General features: G+C 72.3%; 22 protein-coding genes and 1 pseudogene. 7 read left to right on the top strand and 16 right to left on the bottom strand.

The features are described 5' to 3' along the window. Window positions 1-305: 305 nt before the first annotated feature. Together BXA11_RS03075 and BXA11_RS03070 are read left to right on the top strand one after the other, a co-directional pair. The gene (locus BXA11_RS03075; RefSeq protein ID WP_076432558.1) at window positions 306-1,310 is read left to right on the top strand and encodes a helix-turn-helix transcriptional regulator; all 1,005 of its coding nucleotides are present in this window, start codon (window positions 306-308) and stop codon (window positions 1,308-1,310) included. 84 nt (window positions 1,311-1,394) lie between these two features. After that, the gene (locus BXA11_RS03070; RefSeq protein ID WP_030508386.1) at window positions 1,395-1,772 is read left to right on the top strand and encodes a DUF5319 domain-containing protein; all 378 of its coding nucleotides are present in this window, start codon (window positions 1,395-1,397) and stop codon (window positions 1,770-1,772) included. Here BXA11_RS03070 and BXA11_RS41855 read toward each other — a convergent pair. The 5 genes from BXA11_RS41855 to BXA11_RS03045 form a co-directional block, all read right to left on the bottom strand. Continuing rightward, complete coding sequence (locus BXA11_RS41855; RefSeq protein WP_143734054.1) at window positions 1,733-1,948, bottom strand: anti-sigma-D factor RsdA; 216 nt, start codon at window positions 1,946-1,948, stop codon at window positions 1,733-1,735. The two genes, BXA11_RS03070 and BXA11_RS41855, sit on opposite strands and share 40 nt — an antisense overlap. Next, a complete protein-coding gene (locus BXA11_RS03060) occupies window positions 1,945-2,571 on the bottom strand; it encodes a sigma-70 family RNA polymerase sigma factor (RefSeq protein ID WP_030508385.1) in 627 nt (208 codons plus the stop codon). Before BXA11_RS03060 ends, BXA11_RS41855 begins: the two co-directional genes overlap by 4 nt. A 313-nt stretch (window positions 2,572-2,884) precedes the next feature. Beyond that, on the bottom strand, window positions 2,885-4,510 hold the full coding sequence (gene groL / locus BXA11_RS03055; RefSeq protein ID WP_076432556.1) for a chaperonin GroEL: 1,626 nt from the start codon (window positions 4,508-4,510) through the stop codon (window positions 2,885-2,887). 67 nt (window positions 4,511-4,577) lie between these two features. Next, complete coding sequence (gene groES / locus BXA11_RS03050; RefSeq protein ID WP_030508383.1) at window positions 4,578-4,889, bottom strand: co-chaperone GroES; 312 nt, start codon at window positions 4,887-4,889, stop codon at window positions 4,578-4,580. A 276-nt stretch (window positions 4,890-5,165) separates the two neighbouring features. Further along, window positions 5,166-6,008 (bottom strand): NAD-dependent epimerase/dehydratase family protein, encoded by an 843-nt coding sequence (locus BXA11_RS03045; RefSeq protein ID WP_076432554.1) that lies wholly within the window; start codon window positions 6,006-6,008, stop codon window positions 5,166-5,168. 139 nt (window positions 6,009-6,147) lie between these two features. On the opposite strand from BXA11_RS03045, the gene BXA11_RS03040 reads away from it, so the two are divergent. The 3 genes from BXA11_RS03040 to BXA11_RS42985 all read left to right on the top strand — a co-directional run bounded on the left by BXA11_RS03040 (window position 6,148) and on the right by BXA11_RS42985 (window position 9,130). Further along, on the top strand, window positions 6,148-6,753 hold the full coding sequence (locus tag BXA11_RS03040) for a MarR family winged helix-turn-helix transcriptional regulator (RefSeq protein WP_083743916.1): 606 nt from the start codon (window positions 6,148-6,150) through the stop codon (window positions 6,751-6,753). A gap of 44 nt (window positions 6,754-6,797) precedes the next feature. Next, window positions 6,798-8,036 carry a class I SAM-dependent methyltransferase gene (locus BXA11_RS03035; protein ID WP_076432552.1) on the top strand — a complete coding sequence of 413 codons (1,239 nt, stop codon included), beginning with the start codon at window positions 6,798-6,800 and terminating at the stop codon, window positions 8,034-8,036. A 155-nt stretch (window positions 8,037-8,191) separates the two neighbouring features. Then, window positions 8,192-9,130 (top strand): hypothetical protein, encoded by a 939-nt coding sequence (locus tag BXA11_RS42985; protein ID WP_159454724.1) that lies wholly within the window; start codon window positions 8,192-8,194, stop codon window positions 9,128-9,130. Window positions 9,131-9,241: 111 nt separating this feature from the next. Here BXA11_RS42985 and tsaD read toward each other — a convergent pair whose 3' ends face one another. From tsaD to BXA11_RS02980, 10 genes and pseudogenes are all read right to left on the bottom strand, one after another. Beyond that, window positions 9,242-10,279 carry a tRNA (adenosine(37)-N6)-threonylcarbamoyltransferase complex transferase subunit TsaD gene (gene tsaD / locus BXA11_RS03025; protein WP_076432550.1) on the bottom strand — a complete coding sequence of 346 codons (1,038 nt, stop codon included), beginning with the start codon at window positions 10,277-10,279 and terminating at the stop codon, window positions 9,242-9,244. Window positions 10,280-10,475: 196 nt separating this feature from the next. Next, window positions 10,476-10,967: pseudogene (rimI, locus tag BXA11_RS03020) on the bottom strand (ribosomal protein S18-alanine N-acetyltransferase); the annotation flags it as partial. A gap of 16 nt (window positions 10,968-10,983) precedes the next feature. Further along, the gene (gene tsaB, locus BXA11_RS03015; RefSeq protein WP_030508376.1) at window positions 10,984-11,706 is read right to left on the bottom strand and encodes a tRNA (adenosine(37)-N6)-threonylcarbamoyltransferase complex dimerization subunit type 1 TsaB; all 723 of its coding nucleotides are present in this window, start codon (window positions 11,704-11,706) and stop codon (window positions 10,984-10,986) included. Window positions 11,707-11,837: 131 nt separating this feature from the next. Beyond that, window positions 11,838-12,386 carry a class F sortase gene (locus BXA11_RS03010; protein ID WP_036406796.1) on the bottom strand — a complete coding sequence of 183 codons (549 nt, stop codon included), beginning with the start codon at window positions 12,384-12,386 and terminating at the stop codon, window positions 11,838-11,840. A gap of 8 nt (window positions 12,387-12,394) precedes the next feature. After that, the gene (locus BXA11_RS03005) at window positions 12,395-13,033 is read right to left on the bottom strand and encodes a hypothetical protein (protein ID WP_143734053.1); all 639 of its coding nucleotides are present in this window, start codon (window positions 13,031-13,033) and stop codon (window positions 12,395-12,397) included. Window positions 13,034-13,319: 286 nt separating this feature from the next. Beyond that, on the bottom strand, window positions 13,320-13,781 hold the full coding sequence (gene tsaE / locus BXA11_RS03000) for a tRNA (adenosine(37)-N6)-threonylcarbamoyltransferase complex ATPase subunit type 1 TsaE (protein WP_076432546.1): 462 nt from the start codon (window positions 13,779-13,781) through the stop codon (window positions 13,320-13,322). Continuing rightward, on the bottom strand, window positions 13,778-14,830 hold the full coding sequence (locus BXA11_RS02995) for an alpha/beta fold hydrolase (protein WP_036406741.1): 1,053 nt from the start codon (window positions 14,828-14,830) through the stop codon (window positions 13,778-13,780). Before BXA11_RS02995 ends, tsaE begins: the two co-directional genes overlap by 4 nt. 24 nt (window positions 14,831-14,854) lie before the next feature. Next, window positions 14,855-16,000 (bottom strand): alanine racemase, encoded by a 1,146-nt coding sequence (gene alr / locus BXA11_RS02990; RefSeq protein ID WP_076432544.1) that lies wholly within the window; start codon window positions 15,998-16,000, stop codon window positions 14,855-14,857. A gap of 54 nt (window positions 16,001-16,054) precedes the next feature. Beyond that, window positions 16,055-17,557, bottom strand: a complete 1,503-nt coding sequence (locus BXA11_RS02985; RefSeq protein ID WP_076432542.1) for a bifunctional ADP-dependent NAD(P)H-hydrate dehydratase/NAD(P)H-hydrate epimerase — start codon at window positions 17,555-17,557, stop codon at window positions 16,055-16,057. Between the two features lie 202 nt (window positions 17,558-17,759). Further along, window positions 17,760-18,614, bottom strand: coding sequence for a haloalkane dehalogenase (locus tag BXA11_RS02980; protein ID WP_076432540.1), 855 nt, complete (start codon window positions 18,612-18,614; stop codon window positions 17,760-17,762). A gap of 93 nt (window positions 18,615-18,707) precedes the next feature. On the opposite strand from BXA11_RS02980, the gene BXA11_RS02975 reads away from it, so the two are divergent. Continuing rightward, window positions 18,708-19,205, top strand: a complete 498-nt coding sequence (locus BXA11_RS02975) for a MarR family winged helix-turn-helix transcriptional regulator (RefSeq protein WP_083743915.1) — start codon at window positions 18,708-18,710, stop codon at window positions 19,203-19,205. A 65-nt stretch (window positions 19,206-19,270) separates the two neighbouring features. Here the strand turns inward: BXA11_RS02975 and BXA11_RS02970 are convergent, their stop codons facing one another. After that, window positions 19,271-19,621 (bottom strand): holo-ACP synthase, encoded by a 351-nt coding sequence (locus BXA11_RS02970; protein ID WP_030508367.1) that lies wholly within the window; start codon window positions 19,619-19,621, stop codon window positions 19,271-19,273. 106 nt (window positions 19,622-19,727) lie between these two features. Here BXA11_RS02970 and coaA point away from each other — a divergent pair, with 106 nt between their 5' ends. Beyond that, on the top strand, window positions 19,728-20,669 hold the full coding sequence (gene coaA / locus BXA11_RS02965; protein ID WP_076432538.1) for a type I pantothenate kinase: 942 nt from the start codon (window positions 19,728-19,730) through the stop codon (window positions 20,667-20,669). The last annotated feature ends 2 nt before the right edge of the window (window positions 20,670-20,671 follow it).

Raw genomic sequence — 20,671 nt, 5'->3', positions numbered from 1 at the left:
AATGCGAACCCTCACGTCCATACAAAAGCCGCCACCGCCGGCCGTGCCAAATGTGGGAACGACACGGACAGCGCGGAAAATCCGAGCTATTCTCGCGACTCAGAGCGAGGGGGTGGGGCGGAAGTCGGCGCGCCGGACGCCGGGAAACGTTTTCGCCCAGCTAATCAGCGCGTGGATCAGCGCGCCCGATGCGATCGGCACGCCGCGACCGGCACGACGCGACCCGGCGGCGCGATTGACGCGGCGCGACCAGTGCGGTGCCGCAGGCGCCGCGCGACCAGTGTGACCACCCCGACGGAGCGAGCATGAGTACGACGCGCAACGCCGCCTTGCAGACCGACCCGTTCGAGAGCCTCGGGCTCTCCTCCGACCAGGCGGCCCTCTACACGGCCATGCTGCGGCTGCACCGCGCCACGCTGACCGAGCTGGCCGAGGCCGTCGACCGGCCCGCAGAGGACGTGCTCGATGCCCTGGACGGGCTCGTACGGCTCGGCGCGGTGAACCGGCAGCGGGAGGAGTTCCTCGCCCGGCACCCGGCCGCGACGATCGGGCGGCTGGTGGCCGAGAGGCTGGACCGCGTGGCCCGGGAGACCCGTCAGATCGACGAGGTGCTCGCCGCGGCCGGCCGCCTGACCCACCACTACGACGCGGGCCGCGACTGGCGCAGCGGGCGGTTCTCGGTCGAGCCGCTGAGCGGCGCCGACGAGCTCTGCGAGAGCGTGATCGGCCTTGCGCTGCAGGCGCCCCCCGCCGAGCTGGTCATGGCCGTGCCGGACCGCCGCACCATGGCCAGGTTCGCGGACGGATACGGCGGCCAGTGGATCCAGGCCGCCGCGGACGGCATCCTGCGCCCGCGGATGGTCGTCGCGCTCGACGCCGTGTCCGCGCCCGCCATGCGGGAGGTGTGCGCGCGGTTCTCCGCCGCGGGCGCGGGGCTGCGCGCCCTCGACACGGTGCCGAGCTGGTTCTTCGCGCTCGGCGACGGCACCGCCGGGCTGCCCGCCGAGTGGGGCGTCCCACTGCCTGAACACTCCTACAACTGCTACCTGGTCCACGCCCCGGTCGTGGTGGGGGCGCTGCGGGCGCTGTTCGAGGAGCTGTGGGCCCGGGCGGCGCCGATCTCCCCGCACAACAACGCACAGCAGGTGCTGCGGCTGGCCGCGCACGGCCTGTCCGACGACGCCATCGCCCGCCACCTCGGGGTCTCCGTGCGCACGGTGCGGGCCAGGTTCGCCGAGGCGATGTCGGAGCTGGGGGCCCAGTCCCGTTTCCACGCCGGAGTGGAGGCGGCCCGCCGCGGCTGGCTGTGAGGCCCGCGCCCCGGATCACGGCCCGACGAGCAGTTGGGGCGCACTTTCGCTCGTGGAGGGGGCCGTGGTCATAAGGTGGGATGCGTGCTGGAAGACGTCCCCCGCGACCCGTTCGCGGATGACCCCAACGACCCCGCGGCGGAGCTTGGAGCGCCCGACGACGTGGAGCCGCTGACGCTCGCGGAACGCGACGAGGCGCTGACCGACCTCGCCGACGTGGAGGTCTTCCGTTCTCTGCTCGAGCCCCAGGGCGTGCTCGGGCTGGTCCTCGACTGCCCGGAGTGCGGCGAACAGCACTACTTCGACTGGGACCTGCTGCGCGGCAACCTGCGCCAGATGATCGACAACGGCCGGCCGCAGGTCCACGAGCCGGCCTACCAGCCCGACCCGGCCGACTACGTCAGCTGGGAGTACGCCCGGGGCTACGTGGACGGTGTGATCGACACCGAGGAGAGCCGCTGACTGTCCACGTCGGCGACGAGCGCGCCGAGCAAGCGGATGGCGGCGTCCGCGCCGCCGACCGGCTCACGGCGGGCGAGCGCGTCGAGGAGGGCGTCCGTCCGCAGTACTTCGCCCTCCACGTCGGCATCGCCGTACGACCCGAGGTGGCGAGCCGTACGACGACGTTTCGTGGTCACGCAATCGACTCCAGCTCGGCCAGCTGCCGGAGCCTGGCGAGCGCACGATGCTGCGCGACCCGGACGGCACCTGGTGACATGCCGAGTACATTACCCGTCTCCTCGGCGGACAGTCCCGAGACCACCCGCAGGATGAGGAGCTCGCGCTGGGTGTCCGGGAGCCGGGCGAGCAGGTCGCGGGCGTGCTGCGCCTCGATGTAGCGCACCACCGTCTCCTCCGGCCCGGGGCCCTCGTCGGGCCCGTCCGGCAGGTCCTGCGTCGGCACGGCCGAGCGGACCGAGCTGCGCAGGGCGTCGGCCACCTTGTGGGAGGCGATGCCGAAGACGAACGAGGCGAACGGGCGGCCCATGTCGCGGTAGCGCGGCAGCGCCGACAGCACCGCGATGCACACCTCCTGGGCCACGTCGTCGGCGATGTGGTATTGACCGGACACCCTGCCCAGTCGAGCTCTGCAGTAGCGAACCACCATCGGGCGCAAATGTCCCAGCAGTGATTCGATCGCGGTGCGATCTCCCTGTACGGCAAGGCTGGTCAGTTCCCTGAGGTCGGGCTCATCCGATCTCGTCGCAAGCCTTACCCCAGTTGCGGCGTCGGCGACGCATCCCTCGGTCACGTTAGGCATGATGCCCGTCGCGATCGTTCATGTCGTCATGGTTAACGGCTACGGATTGGTCACATTGACGCGTCGATAACGGACCGTAATCATCTGATCACTAGTCCGTTGGAACATTCCAACCGGAATGCCGAAAACAAGGGATATACGCCTGCTGACTTGACAGGGAAAAAGAAGCGTGCGTCGTTCGCATTGGCCGCGAGCCGGCTTCGTCCCCGGCGGCCCGCCCCGCCGCGGAAGGGGCAAGGGGCGCAAAAAGCGATGCGCCCCGCGGTCCGCCCTTGCGGGCGGGCGCGGGGCGCGAGGCGCGGAAGGCGCGGGATCAGTGGCCGTGACCGTGGCCGTGACCGTGACCGCCGTTGGCGGCCGGAGCCTCCTCCTCGGGCTTGTCCACGACGAGGGCCTCGGTCGTGAGCAGCATGCCGGCGATGGACGCGGCGTTCTGCACGGCCGAACGGGTCACCTTGACGGGGTCGATGACGCCCTGGCCCACCAGGTCGCCGTACTCGCCGGTGGCGGCGTTGAGGCCCTCACCGACGTTCATCGCGGCGATCTTGGTGGTGACGACGTAGCCCTCCATGCCCGCGTTCTCGGCGATCCAGCGGGCGGGCTCGATCAGCGCCTTGCGGACGATCGAGACACCCGTGGCCTCGTCGCCGGTCAGGCCCAGGTCGTCGAGCTCCTTGGACACGTGCACGAGCGCGGAGCCACCGCCGGAGACGATGCCCTCCTCGATCGCGGCGCGGGTCGCGGAGATCGCGTCCTCGAGGCGGTGCTTCTTCTCCTTCAGCTCCACCTCGGTGGCGGCGCCGACACGCAGCACGCACACACCGCCGGCCAGCTTCGCGAGACGCTCCTGGAGCTTCTCGCGGTCCCAGTCGGAGTCGGACTGCTCGATCGCGACCTTGATCTCGCGGACGCGGTCCTCGATCGCCTGGGCGTCGCCGGCACCGTCCACGACCGTGGTGGTGTCCTTGTTGACCACGACGCGGCGGGCCGTGCCGAGCACGTCGAGGCCGACGTGCTCCAGCTTGAGGCCGACCTCCTCGCTGACGACCTGGCCGCCGGTGAGGATGGCGATGTCCTGCAGCATGGCCTTGCGGCGGTCGCCGAAGCCGGGGGCCTTGACGGCGACGGAGGTGAAGGTGCCGCGGATCTTGTTGGTCACCAGGACGGCCAGGGCCTCGCCCTCGACGTCCTCGGCGATGACCAGCAGCTGGCGCTTGGTCTGGGCGACCTTCTCCAGCAGCGGCAGGAAGTCCGCGATGGAGGAGATCTTGCCCTGGGTGATGAGGATGTAGGGGTCCTCCAGGACCGCCTCCATGCGCTCGGAGTCGGTCACCATGTAGTGCGACAGGTAGCCCTTGTCGAACTGGAGGCCCTCGGTGAACTCCAGCTCGAGGCCCATCGCGTTGGACTCCTCGACGGTGATGACACCGTCCTTGCCCACCTTGTCGAACGCCTCGGCGATCAGGCCGCCGATCTTCGCGTCCTGCGCGGAGATCGTCGCGACGTTGGCGATCTCCTTCTTGTCCTCGACGTGGCGGGCGCTGCCGAGCAGCCGCTCGCTGACGGCCTGCGCGGCCTTGTCGATGCCGCGCTTGAGCCCCAGCGGCTGCGCGCCGGCGGCCACGTTGCGCAGGCCCTCGCGGACCATGGCCTGGGCCAGGACGGTCGCGGTGGTGGTGCCGTCGCCCGCGATGTCGTTGGTCTTGGTCGCCACTTCCTTGGCGAGCTGGGCGCCCAGGTTCTCGTACGGCTTGTCCAGCTCGACCTCGCGAGCGATGGTGACACCGTCGTTCGTGATCGTCGGGGCACCGAACTTCTTGTCGATGACGACATTGCGGCCGCGGGGGCCGAGCGTCACCTTGACGGCGTCGGCGAGAGCGTTGACACCACGCTCGAGAGCGCGCCGCGCGTCCTCTTCGAACTCCAGGATCTTCGGCATTCAGGTCTCCTTGTGAGCGCGCGGAGCCCCGGGCGCATGGTCCCGGGGCTCCACAAGCCGGCGCGGCCTACTTCTCGATGATGGCGAGCACGTCGCGGGCCGAGAGCACCAGGTACTCCTCGCCGCCGTACTTGACCTCGGTGCCGCCGTACTTGCTGTAGAGGACGACGTCGCCCTCCTTGACGTCGAGCGGAATGCGCTTCTCGCCGTCCTCGTCCCAGTTGCCCGGGCCCACAGCGAGGACGCGGCCCTCCTGCGGCTTCTCCTTGGCGGTGTCCGGGATGACCAGGCCGGAGGCGGTGGTCTGCTCGGCCTCAAGCGGCTGGACCACGATGCGGTCGCCAAGCGGCTTAACGGGAACCTTGGTGGCGGTCGTCACGATCGGACCTCCCCTTCAGATTGCGATGAATGAGCTGAAGAGGCGACCAGCGGCCTGCCGTCGCGGGTGTCAGACCTGTCTCGTCGCTATTGGCACTCTCGATGGGAGAGTGCCAACACGAAACAGTATGCAAGTGGCGCGTGACAGTCAACACGAACCGGCATCGCAGGTCAGACGCATCCGGCGGCAACGTGCCCGCGATCACACGTTCAGGCGCCCGCCGCGCCGGCGTCACCGTCGCCCCTTCCGGCGGACCCGCGCGTCCTGCGGAGATCGTCAGGCGCGGGAGGCGTACGAGCCGGAGCGGACGTCGTCGAGGATGCCGGGGCGGCTCGGCCGCCAGCCGAGGACGTTCCTGGCGAGGTCGCCGCTCACCACCTGGCTCAGGGCCAGCCCCTCGGCGAAGGGACGCCCGAGCACCTCGCTCGCCTCGTCGATCGGCCACGGCACGGCCCTCCCCGTGCGGCCCGCGGCCGCCGCCACGTCGGCGACGCTCACCGCCTCCTCGGCGACGGCGTGGAAGAGGCTCCCCGGCGCCGCCTTCTCGATCGCGAGCACGAGCAGGTCCGCCAGGTCGTCGACATGGACGGTCGCCCAGGTCGGCACCGGGCCGCCCGCGTGGACATACCGGCCGTCCTCCTGCCCGGGGGCGGCGAGCACGGTGGGGATTCCGGCGCCCCGGCCGTACACGATGCCGGGCCTGACGACGACGCCGCCCGCGTCCAGCACGAGCCTCTCCACCCGCGGACGGTAGCGGGAGGGAGTGATGGGGTTCACCGGCGCGCCCTCGCCCGCCGCCTCAGTGGTGGCGCCGAGCACCCAGACGCCGCTGATGTAGACGAGCCGCGCGCCTCCTCCGGCCAGCGCCTCGATCGCCGCGACGTCCACGTCCTCGTCCCCGGTGGGGTTGGCGGCGTGGACGACGACGTCGATGTCCGGCGTCACCGCGCCCTTGAGGGTCTCGGGTTCGTACAGGTCGCCATGGCGGACCTCGCCCGGTACGGCGGTCTCGCGGGCCTTCGGCCGGACGAGCGCGACCACTTCGTGGCCGCCTCCGGCGAGGCGCTCCGCCAGCGCCGAACCGATGTATCCCGTCGCGCCGAGCAGCTGGACCTTCATCTTTCCACCTCGAATACTTCGATGTCTTACTGTTCAACACCGAAGGTACCTCGCCTCCCGCAGATATTTCAACGTCGAAGTGTCGGCTACGATGGCTGATGGAGGAGGAGCGGCGAGGAGAACCCAGACCGCGCGCGCCATGAACGACACCCTCACGAACGAGCCCCCCGGGAACGACACCCTCGCGAACGGCACCCCCGCGAACGGCACCCCCGCGAACAACACCGCCGGCGACTGCGCTCCCGGCAACGACGCCGTCGACCAGATCCTCGGTCAGTGGGCCCGGGCGCGCCCGGACGTGGACTGTTCGCCGATGGGGGTGGCCGGGCGGATCTCCCGCGCGTCCCGCCTGATGGAGAAGGGCATCAAGGAGTACTTCACCGGGCACGACCTCGAACCGTGGGAGTTCGACGTGCTCGCGACTCTCTTCCGGTCCAGCTCCGATCACCGGCTCTGCATGAGCGATCTCGCCACGGCCGCCATGGTCAGTTCCGCCGCGCTCACCAACCGGGTGGACCGCCTCGTCGCCCGGGGTCTGGTGCACCGGGAGGTCTCGCCGACCAATCGCCGCATGGTCCTGATCACCCTCACCGACGAGGGCCGGGCGGTGGTCGACACCCTGCTGGAGGGGCACGTGGCCAACGAGGAGCGGATGCTGTCCGGCCTCACCGCCGAGGACCGGGAGCGGCTGTCCGGGCTGCTCTGCAAGCTGCTCAGCTCGCTCGGCGACGTCGGCTCCTGCTGACCGCCGGCCGACGTGCTGGTCCGGCAGGCGGTAGCGTCGCGAGCGTGGACCTGGACGCCTTCCGCACGCTGCTCACGCCCGCCGGGCGCGGGGCCCTGGACGAGGCCGTGAAGATACTCGCCGACGGCGCCGATCCCGTGGCCGCCGCGAGCGCGATGCGCCGCGGCCACCCGGCCGACCTGGCCGCGGCGGCGCTCACCCAGGCGTCGCTGCGGCGGCGGGCCGAGGCGAAGTTCGGCCCCGACGCCGCCGTCATGTACTTCACCCCCCACGGGCTGGAGCAGGCCACCCGTCCCGAGGTCGCCGCCCACCGGGCCGCCAGAATCCGGGCCGCCGGAACCCGGGCAACCGGAATCCGCGCAGCCGGAATCGGCGCCGCCGGAGTGCCGGAGGGCGGCCCTGCCGTGCTCGACGTCTGCTCCGGGATCGGCGGGGACCTGCTCGCGCTGGCGAGGGCGGGCTGCCCGGTGCACGCCGTGGACCTCGACCCGCTGACCGTGGAGGTCGCCCGCGCCAACGCGGCGGCGCTCGGCCTGTCCTCCCTCGTCGACGTCCGCACGGGCGACGCCGCGCTGGCCGACCCCGCCGGATACGGCCTGCTGTTCGCCGATCCCGCCAGAAGGGGGGCGAGGGGACGGACCTTCGACCCGATGGCGTACTCCCCCACGTGGCCGGTCGTGCTCGACCTGGTGGCCCGCGCCCCGGCGGCCTGCCTGAAGGTGGCCCCCGGCATCCCGTACGAGTTCATCCCGGAGGGCGCCGAGGCTGAGTGGGTGTCGTACCGCGGCGAGGTGAAGGAGGCGGCGATCTGGACCGGCCTGGGGCCCGGCGTCCGGCGCGCCACCCTGCTGCCGTCCGGGGCCACGCTCACGGCGTCCGGCGCGGAGGCGGAGACCGGGCCGGTGAGCCGCTATCTCTACGAGCCCGACGGCGCCGCGGTGCGGGCCCATCTAGTCGGCGAGGTCGCGGCCCTCGTGTCGGGCCGTCTCCTCGATCCGCGGATCGCCTACATCACGAGCGACCGGCTCGTACGGACGGAATGGGCGTCCTGCTACGAGGTGACCGACGTCATGCCGTTCTCGCTCAAACGGCTGAGGGCGGCGCTGCGCGAACGGCGCGTCGGCGTGGTCACCATCAAGAAGCGCGGGTCCGCCGTCGACGTCGAACGGCTGCGCAAGGACCTGCGGCTTTCCGGCGACAATTCCTGCGTGATCGTGCTGACCCGCATCGAAGAAAGGCCGTTCGCCCTGCTCTGCCAGCCCGCTACCAGCACAGACGGGTGAAACCGGAACAATACACCGGCAATTACCGCCTTTCTCATTCCACGCCTGATGGCCGCGGGTCAGGGCCTAAAGTTGGCCGTCGGGCGTGCCGCCTGTTCGTTCATCTGCGCGAGACGGGCCGAACCGACGTTTCGGCGAGTGAAGGAGCATTCTCGGTGGAGCATTCCAGCCACAACCTCCTCCAGGCGGGCAGCCAGACCGCCATCTCCGACCGGATGCGTGAACTGCTCGCCCGGGCGGCCCAGGACCACGTCTACGAGCAGCGGACGCAGGGCGCCGTGCTCGACGAGATCCGCCAGCGACTGGAGGGCATGGAGTGGCTCCTGCGCGAGGTGCGCGAGCGTGAGCTGGGCGGCCTCGGCGTCGCGCTTGAGGCGATCACCCAGCGGCTCGACGACATGACGGTCAGGCCGCCCGCCTGGGCGGAGGGGCTCGCCCAGCACATGGAGCTGCTGCGCGACCACGTGGACGAGGTCGGCGGCCGGACCCAGGGCCTCGCCGACCGGATGGCGGACGTCTCGCACCGGCTCGGCAAGTTCCAGGGGAGCATGGAGGCCGCCGCCGGGCGGTTCACCCGGATCGACAAGGTCCTCGCCGCGCTCACCGAGCGCACCGAACGGCTGGAGGCCGTCGTCGTCGAACGGCTGGACTCGGTCGGGGGCCGGATCGAGGCGGTGGAGAGCGGGGTCGAGGCGGTCGGCGAGCGGGTCGGGAACCTGCCCGCCGATCTCGGCATCGGGGAACTGCGCGGCACCGTGGCCGGGCTCGGAAACGCCGTCGAGGGCATGGACGCCAGGGTGACCGCGCTGGGCGCCGACGTCGGGGACGTCGCCGCCGGCGTGGACGAGATGAGCACCACCATCGCGGGTATGAACGCCGACCTCACCCTGGCGGCGGGCGCCGTGGTGCCCCTCGCGGACGCGGTGCGCAGCCGGCCCGACCGCGAGCAGATCGCCGAGACCGTCTCAGACGCGGTCACCCGCGCCATGGAACCAGCCCGGGGCGACGTGGCCCGGCGGCTCGCCGCACTTGAAGAGACCATGCTGGCGCTCGCCGAGGTCCTCCTGCGCCCCGCCCGCGGCCACACCGACTGAGAACCACCCCCGGCCGCCCCGGCCGAGAACCGCCACGGCCACGCCTGCCGAGAACCGCTCCCACCACCCCGTCGCCGTGACGGACGGCGGAGGCGAGCGCGAGGGCGGCGCTCAGACGTTGACGACGGTGATCGGAAGCGACGAGTCTGCCGGGATATCCAGAGTGGAGGGCTTCGCGCCCGCCGCCACCAGGTTCGCGCCGAGCGCCGCCACCATCGCGCCGTTGTCGGTGCACAGGCCGGGCCGCGGCACCCGCAGGCGCACCCCGGCCGCGTCGCAGCGCTCCTGGGCCATGGCCCGCAGCCGGGAGTTCGCGGCCACGCCGCCCCCGATGAGCAGGTCCTTCACGTCGTAGCGGGCGCACGCCTGCAGGGCCTTGCGGGTGAGCACGTCCACGACCGCCTCCTGGAACGACGCGGCGACGTCGGCCACGGGCACCGCCTCGCCCGCCGCCTCACGCGCCTCGACCCACCGCGCCACGGCCGTCTTCAGCCCCGAGAAGGAGAAGTCGAGGGTGCCGTCGTCGTACTTGCCGCGCGGGAACGCCACCGCCGTGCCCGAGCCCTCGCGGGCGGCCCGGTCGATGTGCGGCCCGCCGGGGAACGGCAGCCCGAGCACCCGGGCCACCTTGTCGAACGCCTCCCCGGCCGCGTCGTCCACGGTCGACCCGAGCGAGATCACGTCCTGCGCCACGTCGGGCACCAGGAGCAGCGAGGAGTGCCCTCCCGACACCAGCAGCGCGACCGAGGGCTTGGGCAGCGGTCCGTGCTCCAACTGGTCCACGGCGACGTGCGCGGCGAGGTGGTTGACCCCGTAGAGCGGGACGCCGAGCCCCAGCGCGTACGCCTTGGCGGCGGCCACGCCGACGAGCAGCGCACCCGCGAGACCGGGACCGGCGGTGACGGCGACCGCGTCGATGTCGGAGAAGCGCAGCCCGGCGGCGGCCAGCGCGCCTTCGACCGTGGGCGTCATCGCCTCCAGATGAGCCCGCGACGCCACCTCGGGCACCACGCCGCCGAAGCGGGCGTGCTCGTCCATGCTGGAGGCGATGGTGTTGGCCAGCAGCGTGTGGCCGCGGACGATGCCCACGCCCGTCTCGTCGCAGGACGTCTCGATCCCCAGCACGATCGGCTCGTCATGCCTGCTCATGCCACCTCCTCGCCTTGCGGCTCGGAGTCGCATTCGCGAAATGCACTGTGTTCACTGATTCGCTCGCCACGCTCACTCATGCCACCTCCTCGCCTTGCGGCTCGGGGTCTCGTCGTGCCGGAGGCGCGCAGGTGACCCCGCCGCATATTGCACTGTGTTCACTGATTCGCTCACTACGCTCACTCATGCCACCTCCTCATGCCCCGTCCCCCGGGTCTCCGTGTGGTGGCCCGAGGTCCTTCACCATGGTGATGGCGTCGGTGCCGTCTTCGTAGTAGCGCCGTCGCAGGCCCAGCCGCCGGAAGCCGAACCGCTCGTACATCGCCTGCGCGGGCGGGTTGTCGGCGCGCACCTCCAGGAACACCGAGACCGCGCCGCGGCGGGCGGCCTCGGTGAGCAGCGCGTCCATCAGCGCGGTCCCGACGCCGGCGCGCCGGTGATCGGCGAGGACCGCGATCGTCTGGACGTCGGCCTGGTCGCCCGCCGCCGCCAAGCCCGCGTACCCCACGACGCGCTCGCCCACCTCGGCGACGACGTAGTGCCGGGTGCGCGGCTGGTCGGCCAGCTCGCCGCGCATCATGGCCTCGCTCCAGGCGTCCGCGGGGAACGTGGTCCGCTCGATGTCCATCACAGCGGGCAGATCCTCGTGGGTCATCCGGCGCAGTACGACCTCGGCCTGCCTCACGACGTGCCCCCGGGGCGAATCACGCCGTCACCCGCTTCGGCGCCCCGGGCACCTGCGCGTCGGGACGCCGCAGGTAGATGGGCCGGGGCGGTCCGAGCACGGCCAGCTCCCGCGCCTTCTCGACCGAGTCCACGCGTCCCTCGGGCACCCGGGCGAGCTCCGCCGCCTCCTCCTCGCTCAGCGTCGCGAGGTGCTCGGCCGCGAGAGCCGCGAGGGCTCCCGCCGAGGGATGTTCGGGACCGCGCACCCGGTCGGCGCCGATCACGTCGGCGTACATGGCGCCGCCCGCGCCGATCACGGGCAGTTCCCCCGGCAGGTCGTGGGGCCGGTCCACCCGCGGCCCGTCGAGCCGCGTGCGCGGGTCGCCGTACCGCGCCCAGAAGACCTCCTTGCGGCGCGCGTCGGTCGCGACCAGGAACGGGCCGCTCTCCCGCGCGGCGTACGCGAGGGCGTCGAGCGTGCACATCCCGAACGCCGGCACACCGGCGGTCATGGCCAGCGCCGTCGCCGTCATCAGGCCGACCCGCAGGCCGGTGTAGGGCCCGGGGCCGGTCCCGGCGACGATGGCGGTGACGTCCTTGATCGTCGCGCCGGACTCGCGCAGGACGTGCTCGACGGCGGGCGCGAGGAGTTCCCCGTGCCGCCGCGCGTCGATCGTCGTCGACTCCGCCACCACACGCGCGCCGTCGTGCAGCGCGGCGGTGACGGCGGGAGTGGCGGTGTCGAAGGCCAAGACAAGCACGAAGGTCAGCGTAGTCGCTGTGCGGAGGCGGACGACCACGCCCGGGACCGGTTCCGGCCGCCCGGTCCTCGTCGCGGCGACCGCCCCGGCCCGCGCGCCCCGCAGGCGGCGTCAGCGGACGTCGGGCGGCGTCAGGCGGCGCGCATCAGGGAGGCGTAGACGATGACGTTGTCGCGGTATTCGTGCCGCGACCAGTCGAAGTCGCCGCCGCAGGTGATCAGGCGCAGGCCGTCCTCGGTGTAGACGCGCTCGGCCGGGAAATCGTCCTTCGGCACGCGCTCCACCGAGTCGACCCGGTAGGAGACGGTCTTGCCGTCGCTGCGCACCACCTTCACGACCTCTCCCCTGCGCAGGTCGCGCAGCCGGTAGAACACGGCGGGAGCGGTCTTGGTGTCCACATGACCGATGATCACGGAAGCGCCGGGGTCGCCCGGCACGGCGCTTCCCGTGTACCAGCCCGCGGTGGTCGGCTTGTCGAACGGCGGCAGTTCGACGTCGCCCTCGTCGGACAGGCCGAGCTTCATCAGGGGGGCCTTGAGGTGCAGCGCCGGGATGTCGATCCGCTTGGGGACCACGGACGATCGGGCGGCGGGCTGGTCCGTCATCCCCTTGCCGCCGGCGACGGCGGCGAACGCGAGACCGGTGACCACCCCGGCGATGATCACCCCCCGGGTGGACATCGCCAAGGTCAGGCTCCGGAGCGCCTGCGGGCCACGCCGATGCCGACGCCGAGCGCGGCCAGCAGCACGACGACGGTCACGCCCGTCGGCAGGCCGGACTCGTCTTCGGGGCCCCCGGCCGCCGTACCGCCGCCGCCCGCGTGCGGCGCCCGAGTGGGAATCCTCGTGTGCTCCTCGGTGTGCTCCGGCTCCGGCGCGACGATCCTGAACGACGCGCTGCCGATGTCGTTGGTGGCCTCACAGCGCACCTGCACGCGGTAGCCGCCCGCCTTGGCCCCGGCCCTGATGGTCGCGCTGCCGCGCACCATCGGCACGGTCGCGGACGGGGTGGCCGACGGCGGTGCCGGGGCGACCAGCGTGACCAGCCCGGTGAAGGCGTCGGAGCGGGCCGTCGCCCGATATTCCGTGCCGCCCTGCGGCAGCGGGCACCTGGCGGTGATGTGGATGCTCTTGGTCGACCCGCCGACGATCCGTTTCGGATCGACCTCCACCCGCACGTCCTGCCGCGAGACCGAGACGAGCGGCGTCGGCAGGGCGGGGGTCGGTGTCATCGTGAGGTCGGCGGAGACCGTCTCGGCCGACGCGGTGCAGCCCAGCGCGCCGAACAGTAAGGCTCCCCCGACGGCGACCTGCGTGATCCTGCTCAACGGCACACCTCTTCCACGCCGGTCCCTTACCCAGAAAATCCTTACCGACTCATGGCCGAGGATCTCCCTTGGCCTTGATGATCCACAGGAACGCGGACAGGCGTCAAGGACTGCGCGGCGGACCGGTCTGGATCGCACAAGGACGGCGCCCGGCTTGTCCCAGCAGGTCCTTGTCGCACGTCAGAGTCCGGGTTGCGGCCTTTTATGCCGCCCAGGGCGGCTCGGGGGGACCAGGGCGACGATGCGGCCCGGGCGACTCCGCGGGGGCTCCGGGTGGGAGGGCGGCTCAGGCGAGGGAGAGCTCCGACCAGCGCGGGCCCACGCCCGTCACCCGCACACGGCGATCCTCGCCCTCGGCGCCCCGCTCGATGTGGATCTCCAGGCGGCCCTCGGACAGGCCCTCGACCAGGCCCTCGCCCCACTCGACCACGGTCACCGACTCCGCCAGCGACTCCTCGAGGTCGAGGTCGTCCACCTCCAGCGTGCCGCCCAGCCGGTAGGCGTCCGCGTGCACGAGCGCGGGCCCGCCGGACAGGGACGGGTGAACCCGGGCGATCACGAACGTGGGGGACGTGATCGGCCCGCGCACCTTCAGGCCCTCCGCGATGCCCTGCACCAGCGTCGTCTTCCCCGCGCCCAGCGGCCCGCTCAGCACGACCAGGTCTCCGGGGGCGAGCAGCGCGGCCAGCCGCGCGCCCAGCGCCCGCGTCTCCTCCGCGGTCGCGGCCCGGAACGCGGCCGTGGTCACGCGTTCCCCCTCTCGGCACGCTTCAGCAGCTCGCGGAGCGCCTCGTTCACGGCGTCGGGCCGTTCGAGCTGAACGAGATGCGACGTCTCCGGCACGATGGTGAGCTGCGCGGTCGGCACCGCCGCCGCGATCGCGGTGCTGTGGTCGAGCGGCGTCAGCCAGTCGCGGTCGCCCACGATGATCGCGGTCGGCACCTTGTTGAGCACGTCGAGCGCGGTGAGCTTGTCGTGCGTCATCAGCGCCGGATAGAAGTCGGCGATCACCTCGGAGGGGGTCGCTCTGATCATCGACTCGACGAAGTCCACGACGGTGGGGCTGACGTTCCTGGAGTCGCCGAACCCGAGGTGACGCAGCGCGAGGAAGGACAGGTCGGTGCCGGCCTCACGGCCCCGGTCGACCAGCGCGCCGCTCCTGCGCATGATCGAGACGGCCGGCGGCACCGCGAGGTTGACGAGCTTGGAGACCAGGGCCGGCAGGCCCAGGGTGATCTCGGCGAGCTTGCCCGCCGAGGTCGCGACCAGCGACACACCGCGGATCTTGTCGCCGAACAGCTCGGGCCGCCGCTCCGCCAGCGCCATGACCGTCATGCCGCCCATGGAGTGGCCCACCACCACGCACGGCCCGGGGACGAGCTCGTCCAGCACCAGCGCGAGATCCTCGCCGAGGCGCTCGATCGTGCAGTCGCTGGCCATCGCGCGGGCGGAGTGGCCGTGGCAGCGCTGGTCCCACAGCACGAGCCGGTAGGAGTCGCGCAGGTCGCGCCGCTGGTAGTGCCAGGAGTCCGAGGACAGGCAGTAGCCGTGGCACAGCACCACGGTCAGCGGCGCGTCCTCCACACCGTCGATCTCGGCATGGATCTGCACGCCGTCCGAGGTCGTGAGCGTCACCGAACGTCCGTGCAGCTCGCCGAAGGGCTCACTCGCCTCCAGGTCCGGCCGCAGGCGGATGCGGCCGACGGCGTACCTCTTGGCGAGCGTGGCCGCCGCCACCCCCGCCGACGCCGCACCGAAGACCGCTCCGGCGATCCCGACCTTGCGACGTGTGCTCATGCCTGCCCTCCTCGCAGCCGCGGCTCAGCGTCCGTCCGTATGGACGCGAGGCACGCGGGATCCGATCCTCGTCACGATCTCATGGGTAATCGTGCCCAGGGAATCCGCCCATTCCTGACATGTGGGCTCACCGTTGTCCCCGGGACCGAAAAGGATCACCTCGTCCCCCGATTCCGCAGGATCGTCACCGAGGTCGATGACGAACTGGTCCATGCACACCCGCCCGGCGATTCGCCGCCGCCGGCCCGCTGCCAGCACCTCCGCCCGGTTGGTCCCGTTTCGCAGGATGCCGTCCGCATACCCGAGAGGAACGAGGCCAAGCGTGGTCTCACTTTCCGTGACGTACAGGTGCCCGTACGACACGCCCGAGCCCGGGGCGGCCCGCTTGACCTGTGCGAGCCTGGCCGTCAACGTCATGGCGGGGCGCAGCCCGAAGTCGCCGAGCTCGGGGATCGGGCTCAGGCCGTAGATCGCGATGCCCGTACGGACCATGTCGTACCTCGCCTGCGGCAGCGTGACGGTCGCCGCCGAGTTGGCAAAGTGACGGATCGCGTTGCTCGGCACGCCCGCCTTGTCGGCGACGGCGAGCGCCTCCTCGAACGTCGCGAGCTGGCTCTCGATCGAGGGGTGGCCCGGGATGTCCGCGCAGGCGAAGTGCGACCACAGCCCGGCGATCTCGACGGCCCCGCTCGCCCGTGCGGCGAGCGCGTGCTCGACCAGCGACGACCACTCCGAAGGCGTCGCGCCGCCGCGGGAGTTGCCGGTGTCGACCTTCAGGTGCACGCGCCCGGTACGCCCGGTGCGCCGGGCCGCCTCGACGATCTCGTCCACGACCCACGTCGCCCCGGCCGACAGCTCGACGTCCGCGAGCAGCGCGGCGTCCAGCGGCTCGCCTGGGGTGATGAGCCACGACATGACCGGCGCGGTGACTCCCGCCTCGCGCAGCGCCAGCGCCTCGCGGACGAGGGCCGTGCCGAGCCGGGTCGCGCCCGCCTCCAGGCACGCCTTCGCCACCGGAGCCGCGCCGTGACCGTACGCGTCGGCCTTGACGACGGCCATCATCTGGGCGCCGGAGGCCGACTCCGCGAGCAGCCGCACGTTGTGCGTGATGGCGGACAGGTCCACGCGTGCCTCGGCCGGGGTGGCGGAGTGCACGGTTGAGAAGCTCATTTTTCCAGTGTGTCAGGTGGACCCGGGTGACTGCGCCCATCCTGACACCGCACGTCAGAGCGTGCGCAGGGCCTCGGGCAGCGCCTGGGCGACGTCGAGGGCGGCTATCGGCGCCTGTCCGCGTCCCGTGACGCCGCCTCCTGCGGCCGTCCGCGCCGCCAGCCCGTGGACGTACGCCGCGCACGAGGCCGCGTCGTAGCCCGTCAGCCCGGCGGCGAGCAGGGCGCCCGCGATGCCCGACAGGACGTCGCCCGTGCCGCCCGTCGCCAGCCAGGGCGTCCCCGTGGTGTTGACCCGCACCGGCCTGTGCTCCTCCGCGACGAGCGTGGTCGAGCCCTTGAGCAGCACCGTCGCCCCGAGCTCCGCGGCGGCCCTGCGCACGTGTTCGAGCCGCCCGGCCTCGATGTGCTCACGCGGCACGCCGAGCAGCCGTGACAGCTCCCCCGCGTGCGGCGTGAGCACGGTCGGGGCGGCCCGGCGCAGCAGCGTGCGGTCCTTGGCGACCAGCGTGAGCCCGTCGGCGTCCACCAGCACGGGCACCCCGGTGGACAGCACCGCGCGGGCCACCGCGTGCGCCTCCGGCCCTGTCCCGAGCCCGGGGCCGAGCACCCACGCCTGCACCCGCCCGACCTCGTCTAGCGAGCTCTTCAGCACCAGCGACGGGTCGAGCACGGTCGTGACGGCCTCCGGCCAGCGGGCCCTGACCAGCCGCACCGGCTCCGCGGAGCTCGCGAAGCGGACCATCCCCGCGCCGGTGCGCACCGCGCCGCCGACCGAGAGCACGGCGGCCCCGGTGTACCTGTCGCTGCCCGCGGCGATCCCGACGACGCCCCGCCGATACTTGTCGCTCTCCGCGTCCGGGCAGGGCAGCAGGTCGGCCACGTCGTCGGCGGTCAGCGCGGCCACCTCGGGGTCCGGCAGGAAGGGCCCCAGGCCGATGTCCACCAGTTCGACCGCGCCCGCGTGGGAGGCGCCGGGATCGACCAGCAGACCGGCCTTGTAGGCGCCGAACGTGACCGTCAGGTGCGCGCGGATCGCCGGTCCCTCGACCCGCCCGCTGCTCGCGTCCACTCCGCTCGGCACGTCGACGGCGACCGCCAGGCCGCCGGTCTCGCCGGTCAGCTCCGCGAGCGTCGCGTACGGCTCCCGCAGCGCCCCGCTGCCGCCGATGCCGACGAGGCCGTCCATCACGAGGTCGGCGCGGGCCAGCAGCTCGCGCGCCCGCGCGGCGTCGTACGGATGCGCCCGGCCGCCCGCCTCCCGCAACGCGGCCAGGCCGCCCTCGTGCGTGCGCGAGCCGGCGAGGACCGCCTCCACCCGCGCTCCCCTGCGGGCCAGCCGGGCTCCGGCGTACAGAGCGTCGCCGCCGTTGTCGCCACTGCCGATCAGCAGCGTCACGCGGGAGCCGTACACCCGGCCGCAGGAGCCGGCGAGCAGGTGCGCGCAGACCGCGGCCAGCCCGGTGGCGGCCCTGCCCATCAGCGTTCCCTCGGGGAGCCGCGCCATCAGCGCGCGCTCGGCGGAGCGGATCTGGTCGGAGGTGTAGGCGGTCCGCATGCGTCCGACGGTAGCCTGCCGGGTCGGCGATAGCGATCACCGGACGCCGGGCATCGGCGGGGGAACGCCGCCGATGCACAAGCCGCCGCCGCGCTGCCGCTGCACAGCCGCCGCGCAAACGGCGGTCTTCCCCGCGGCCGGGCCGTGCCGCCGGGCCGTGCCGCCGTACCGTGCCGCCGTACCGTGCCGGGCCATGCCGTGCCTACAGCCCGTGCCGCTCCGTCCATGCGTCGATCGCCGCGGCGATGGCCTCCGGCCGGTCCTCCGGCGCGTGGTGGCCGGCCGGTCCGCAGTGCTCGACCTCCAGCCCCGCGATGTTCGCCGCGCACCACGCCGCCATCTCCGGCCCGATGAGCAGGGTCGGCGACGCGTCGAACGTGAGCAGCAGCTTGGGGACGTCGTGGCTGCTCGCCAGCCACCCGGCGTACGCGCCGACGCGTTCGGCGACGTCGGCGGGCTCACCGTCGAGCGGCATCGAACGCGCCCACTCCAGCAGCGGGCGGCGGCTGTCGCGCGTGGGGTACGGCTCCAGGTAGGGCCGCATGTCCTCCCCGCCGAGCGGCGTCAGCACCCCTCCGGTGAAGGCGGTCTCCACCATGAAGTTCCGGTCGAGCACGAGCGGCTCGCCCTCGGGGCCTCGGATGGCCTCCGCGCGGGCGCGCGGCGCCTCGCCCAGTTCGCTCCACGACATCGTGCGGACGATCGTCTCGAAGAACGCGACTCCGCGGACGCGGCCGGGATGGCGGGCCGCCCAGTCGAAGGCGAGCGCCCCGCCCCAGTCGTGTCCGACGAGCACCACGTCCTCCAGCTCCAGCCGGTCGAACCAGGCGTCGAGGTATCGGGCGTGATCGGCGAACCGGTAGGGCACGTCGGGCTTGCCCGAGCGGCCCATGCCGATGAGGTCGGGGGCGAGCAGGCGGGCGTCGGCGTGGATCCCGGGCAGGACCTTGCGCCACAGGTGGGAGGAGGCGGGGTTGCCGTGCAGGAAGACGAAGGGAGCACCGCTGCCGGTCTCCTCGTAGTACATCGCCGAGTCGAGCACGTCGATCGAAGGCATGGGAGGTCCTCACATTTCGTTGGTCCAACTAACGTTAGTAACACGAACAAATTAGACCGTTAGTCGGACTAACGCAATCGGTAGGATGGCGGAATGAGCAGCAGCGAGCCCGGCACGTCCCCTTCCGCGGCCCCCCGGATGGACGAGAGGACCGGAGCGGCCCGGTTGCGGAGCCTGCCGACCCGGCTTCTGTCACTGGCGGCGACGCACTCCGACCGCCTCGTCAACGAAGGGCTCGCCGCCGCCGACGCCCGCAAGTGGCACTTCGCGGTGCTCGCGACGCTGGAGGAGTCGGGCCCGGCCAGCCAGGCGGAGCTGAGCCGCCGCACCGGCATCTACCGCAGCGACCTGGTCTCCGTCATCAACGAGCTGACCGATCGGGGCCTGGTGGAGCGCGCGCCGGACCCCGCGGACCGGCGCCGCAACGTCATCACGATGACCGAGCGGGGGCGCGCCCGCTTCGCCCGGCTCGACGAGCTGGTCACCGAACTGGAGGACGAGGTGCTCGCGCCGCTCGGCCCCGCCGAGCGCGACCAGCTCGCCCGGCTGCTCGCCCGCCTCGTGGACCACCACGCGCGCCGGGACGGCTGACTCCCCGGGACCCTCGCCCGGCGTTCCCGCTCAGGACTCCGTTCTGCTCAGGACTCCGTTCCCGCTCAGGACTCGGCGACGACGTAGGCGACCGCCATGCCGCCGTCGTGGGACAGGGAGACGTGCCATCTGCGTACGCCGAGGTCGCGGGCCACCTCGGCCGCCCGGCCGGTGACCCTCAGCTCGGGCCGGCCCTGTCCGCCGCGCACGATCTCCGCGTCGAGGTGCCGCAGTCCCGGCGGAACCCCGAGGGCCTTGGCCACGGCCTCCTTCGCGGCGAACCGCACGGCCAGCGACTCCAGCGGCAGCGCGCCCTCGGCATCGGTGAACAGGCGGTTGCGCAGTGCGGGCGTGCGCTCCAGGGCCGCGCCCAGGCGCGCCACCTCGACCACGTCCACCCCGATGCCCACGATCACACGGCCAGCGTACGGGCCTTGCGTTGTTCCCCGTCGCGCGCCGAAGTAATCCATCGATTTCTGTCCACAGGCTGTGCACGACCCCGGATGGGGCCGGGGAAAGGCCATGGCTACGCTTGCCGTCGTGGCAGATGGGGACGCGTACGTCGAGCTGAGCCGGGAGCAGTGGCGTGACCTGCGCAAGAACACACCGCTCACGCTCACCGAGGCGGAGCTCGAAGAACTGCGCGGCGTCCACGACCCGATCGACCTGTCCGAGGTCACCGACATCTACCTGCCGCTGACCCGGCTGCTGAACCTGCACTTCACCGGTTCACGGCAGCGCGGCGCGGCCGTCGGCGCGTTCCTCGGCGAGCAGGACGCCCCCCCGCCGTACGTGCTGGGCATCGCGGGCAGCGTCGCGGTCGGCAAGTCGACCACGGCGCGGCTGCTGCACACGCTGCTCGCCCGCTGGCCCGAGCACCCCCGGGTCGACCTGATCACCACCGACAGCTTCCTGTACCCCAACAAGGTCCTGGAAGAGCGCGGGATCATGCACCGCAAGGGCTTTCCGGAGAGCTACGACCGGCGGGCCCTGGTGAGCTTCGTGGCCGACGTCAAGGCGGGCCGTCCCTCGGTCGAGGCGCCGGTCTACAGCCACCTGGAGTACGACATCGTGCCCGGTGCCGCGCAGACGGTGGACCGGCCGGACATCCTCATCGTCGAGGGGCTCAACGTCCTGCAGCCCGCGCCGCCGGACGCCCTGGCGGTCTACGACTACTTCGACTTCTCCATCTACGTGGACGCCCGGATCGAGGACATCCGCACCTGGTACGTGGAGCGCTTCCACAAGCTGCGCCGCACGGCCTTCTCCGACCCGAAGTCCTACTTCCGGCACATCGCGGCCCTGTCGCAGGAGGAGGCGACCACGTTCGCCGAGAACGTGTGGCGGGAGATCAACGAACGCAACCTGGTGGAGAACATCGCCCCCACCCGCCACCGGGCCGGACTGATCCTGCACAAGGGCTCCGACCACTCCGTCGCACGGGTGCGGCTGCGCAGAACTTAGGA

Origin of the sequence: Microbispora rosea (assembly GCF_900156315.1) — a bacterium.
Taxonomy (GTDB): Bacteria; Actinomycetota; Actinomycetes; order Streptosporangiales; family Streptosporangiaceae; genus Microbispora; species Microbispora rosea.
The sequence above is the reverse complement of the archived record's forward strand: the minus strand, read 5'-3'. Positions and strand labels throughout refer to the sequence as shown.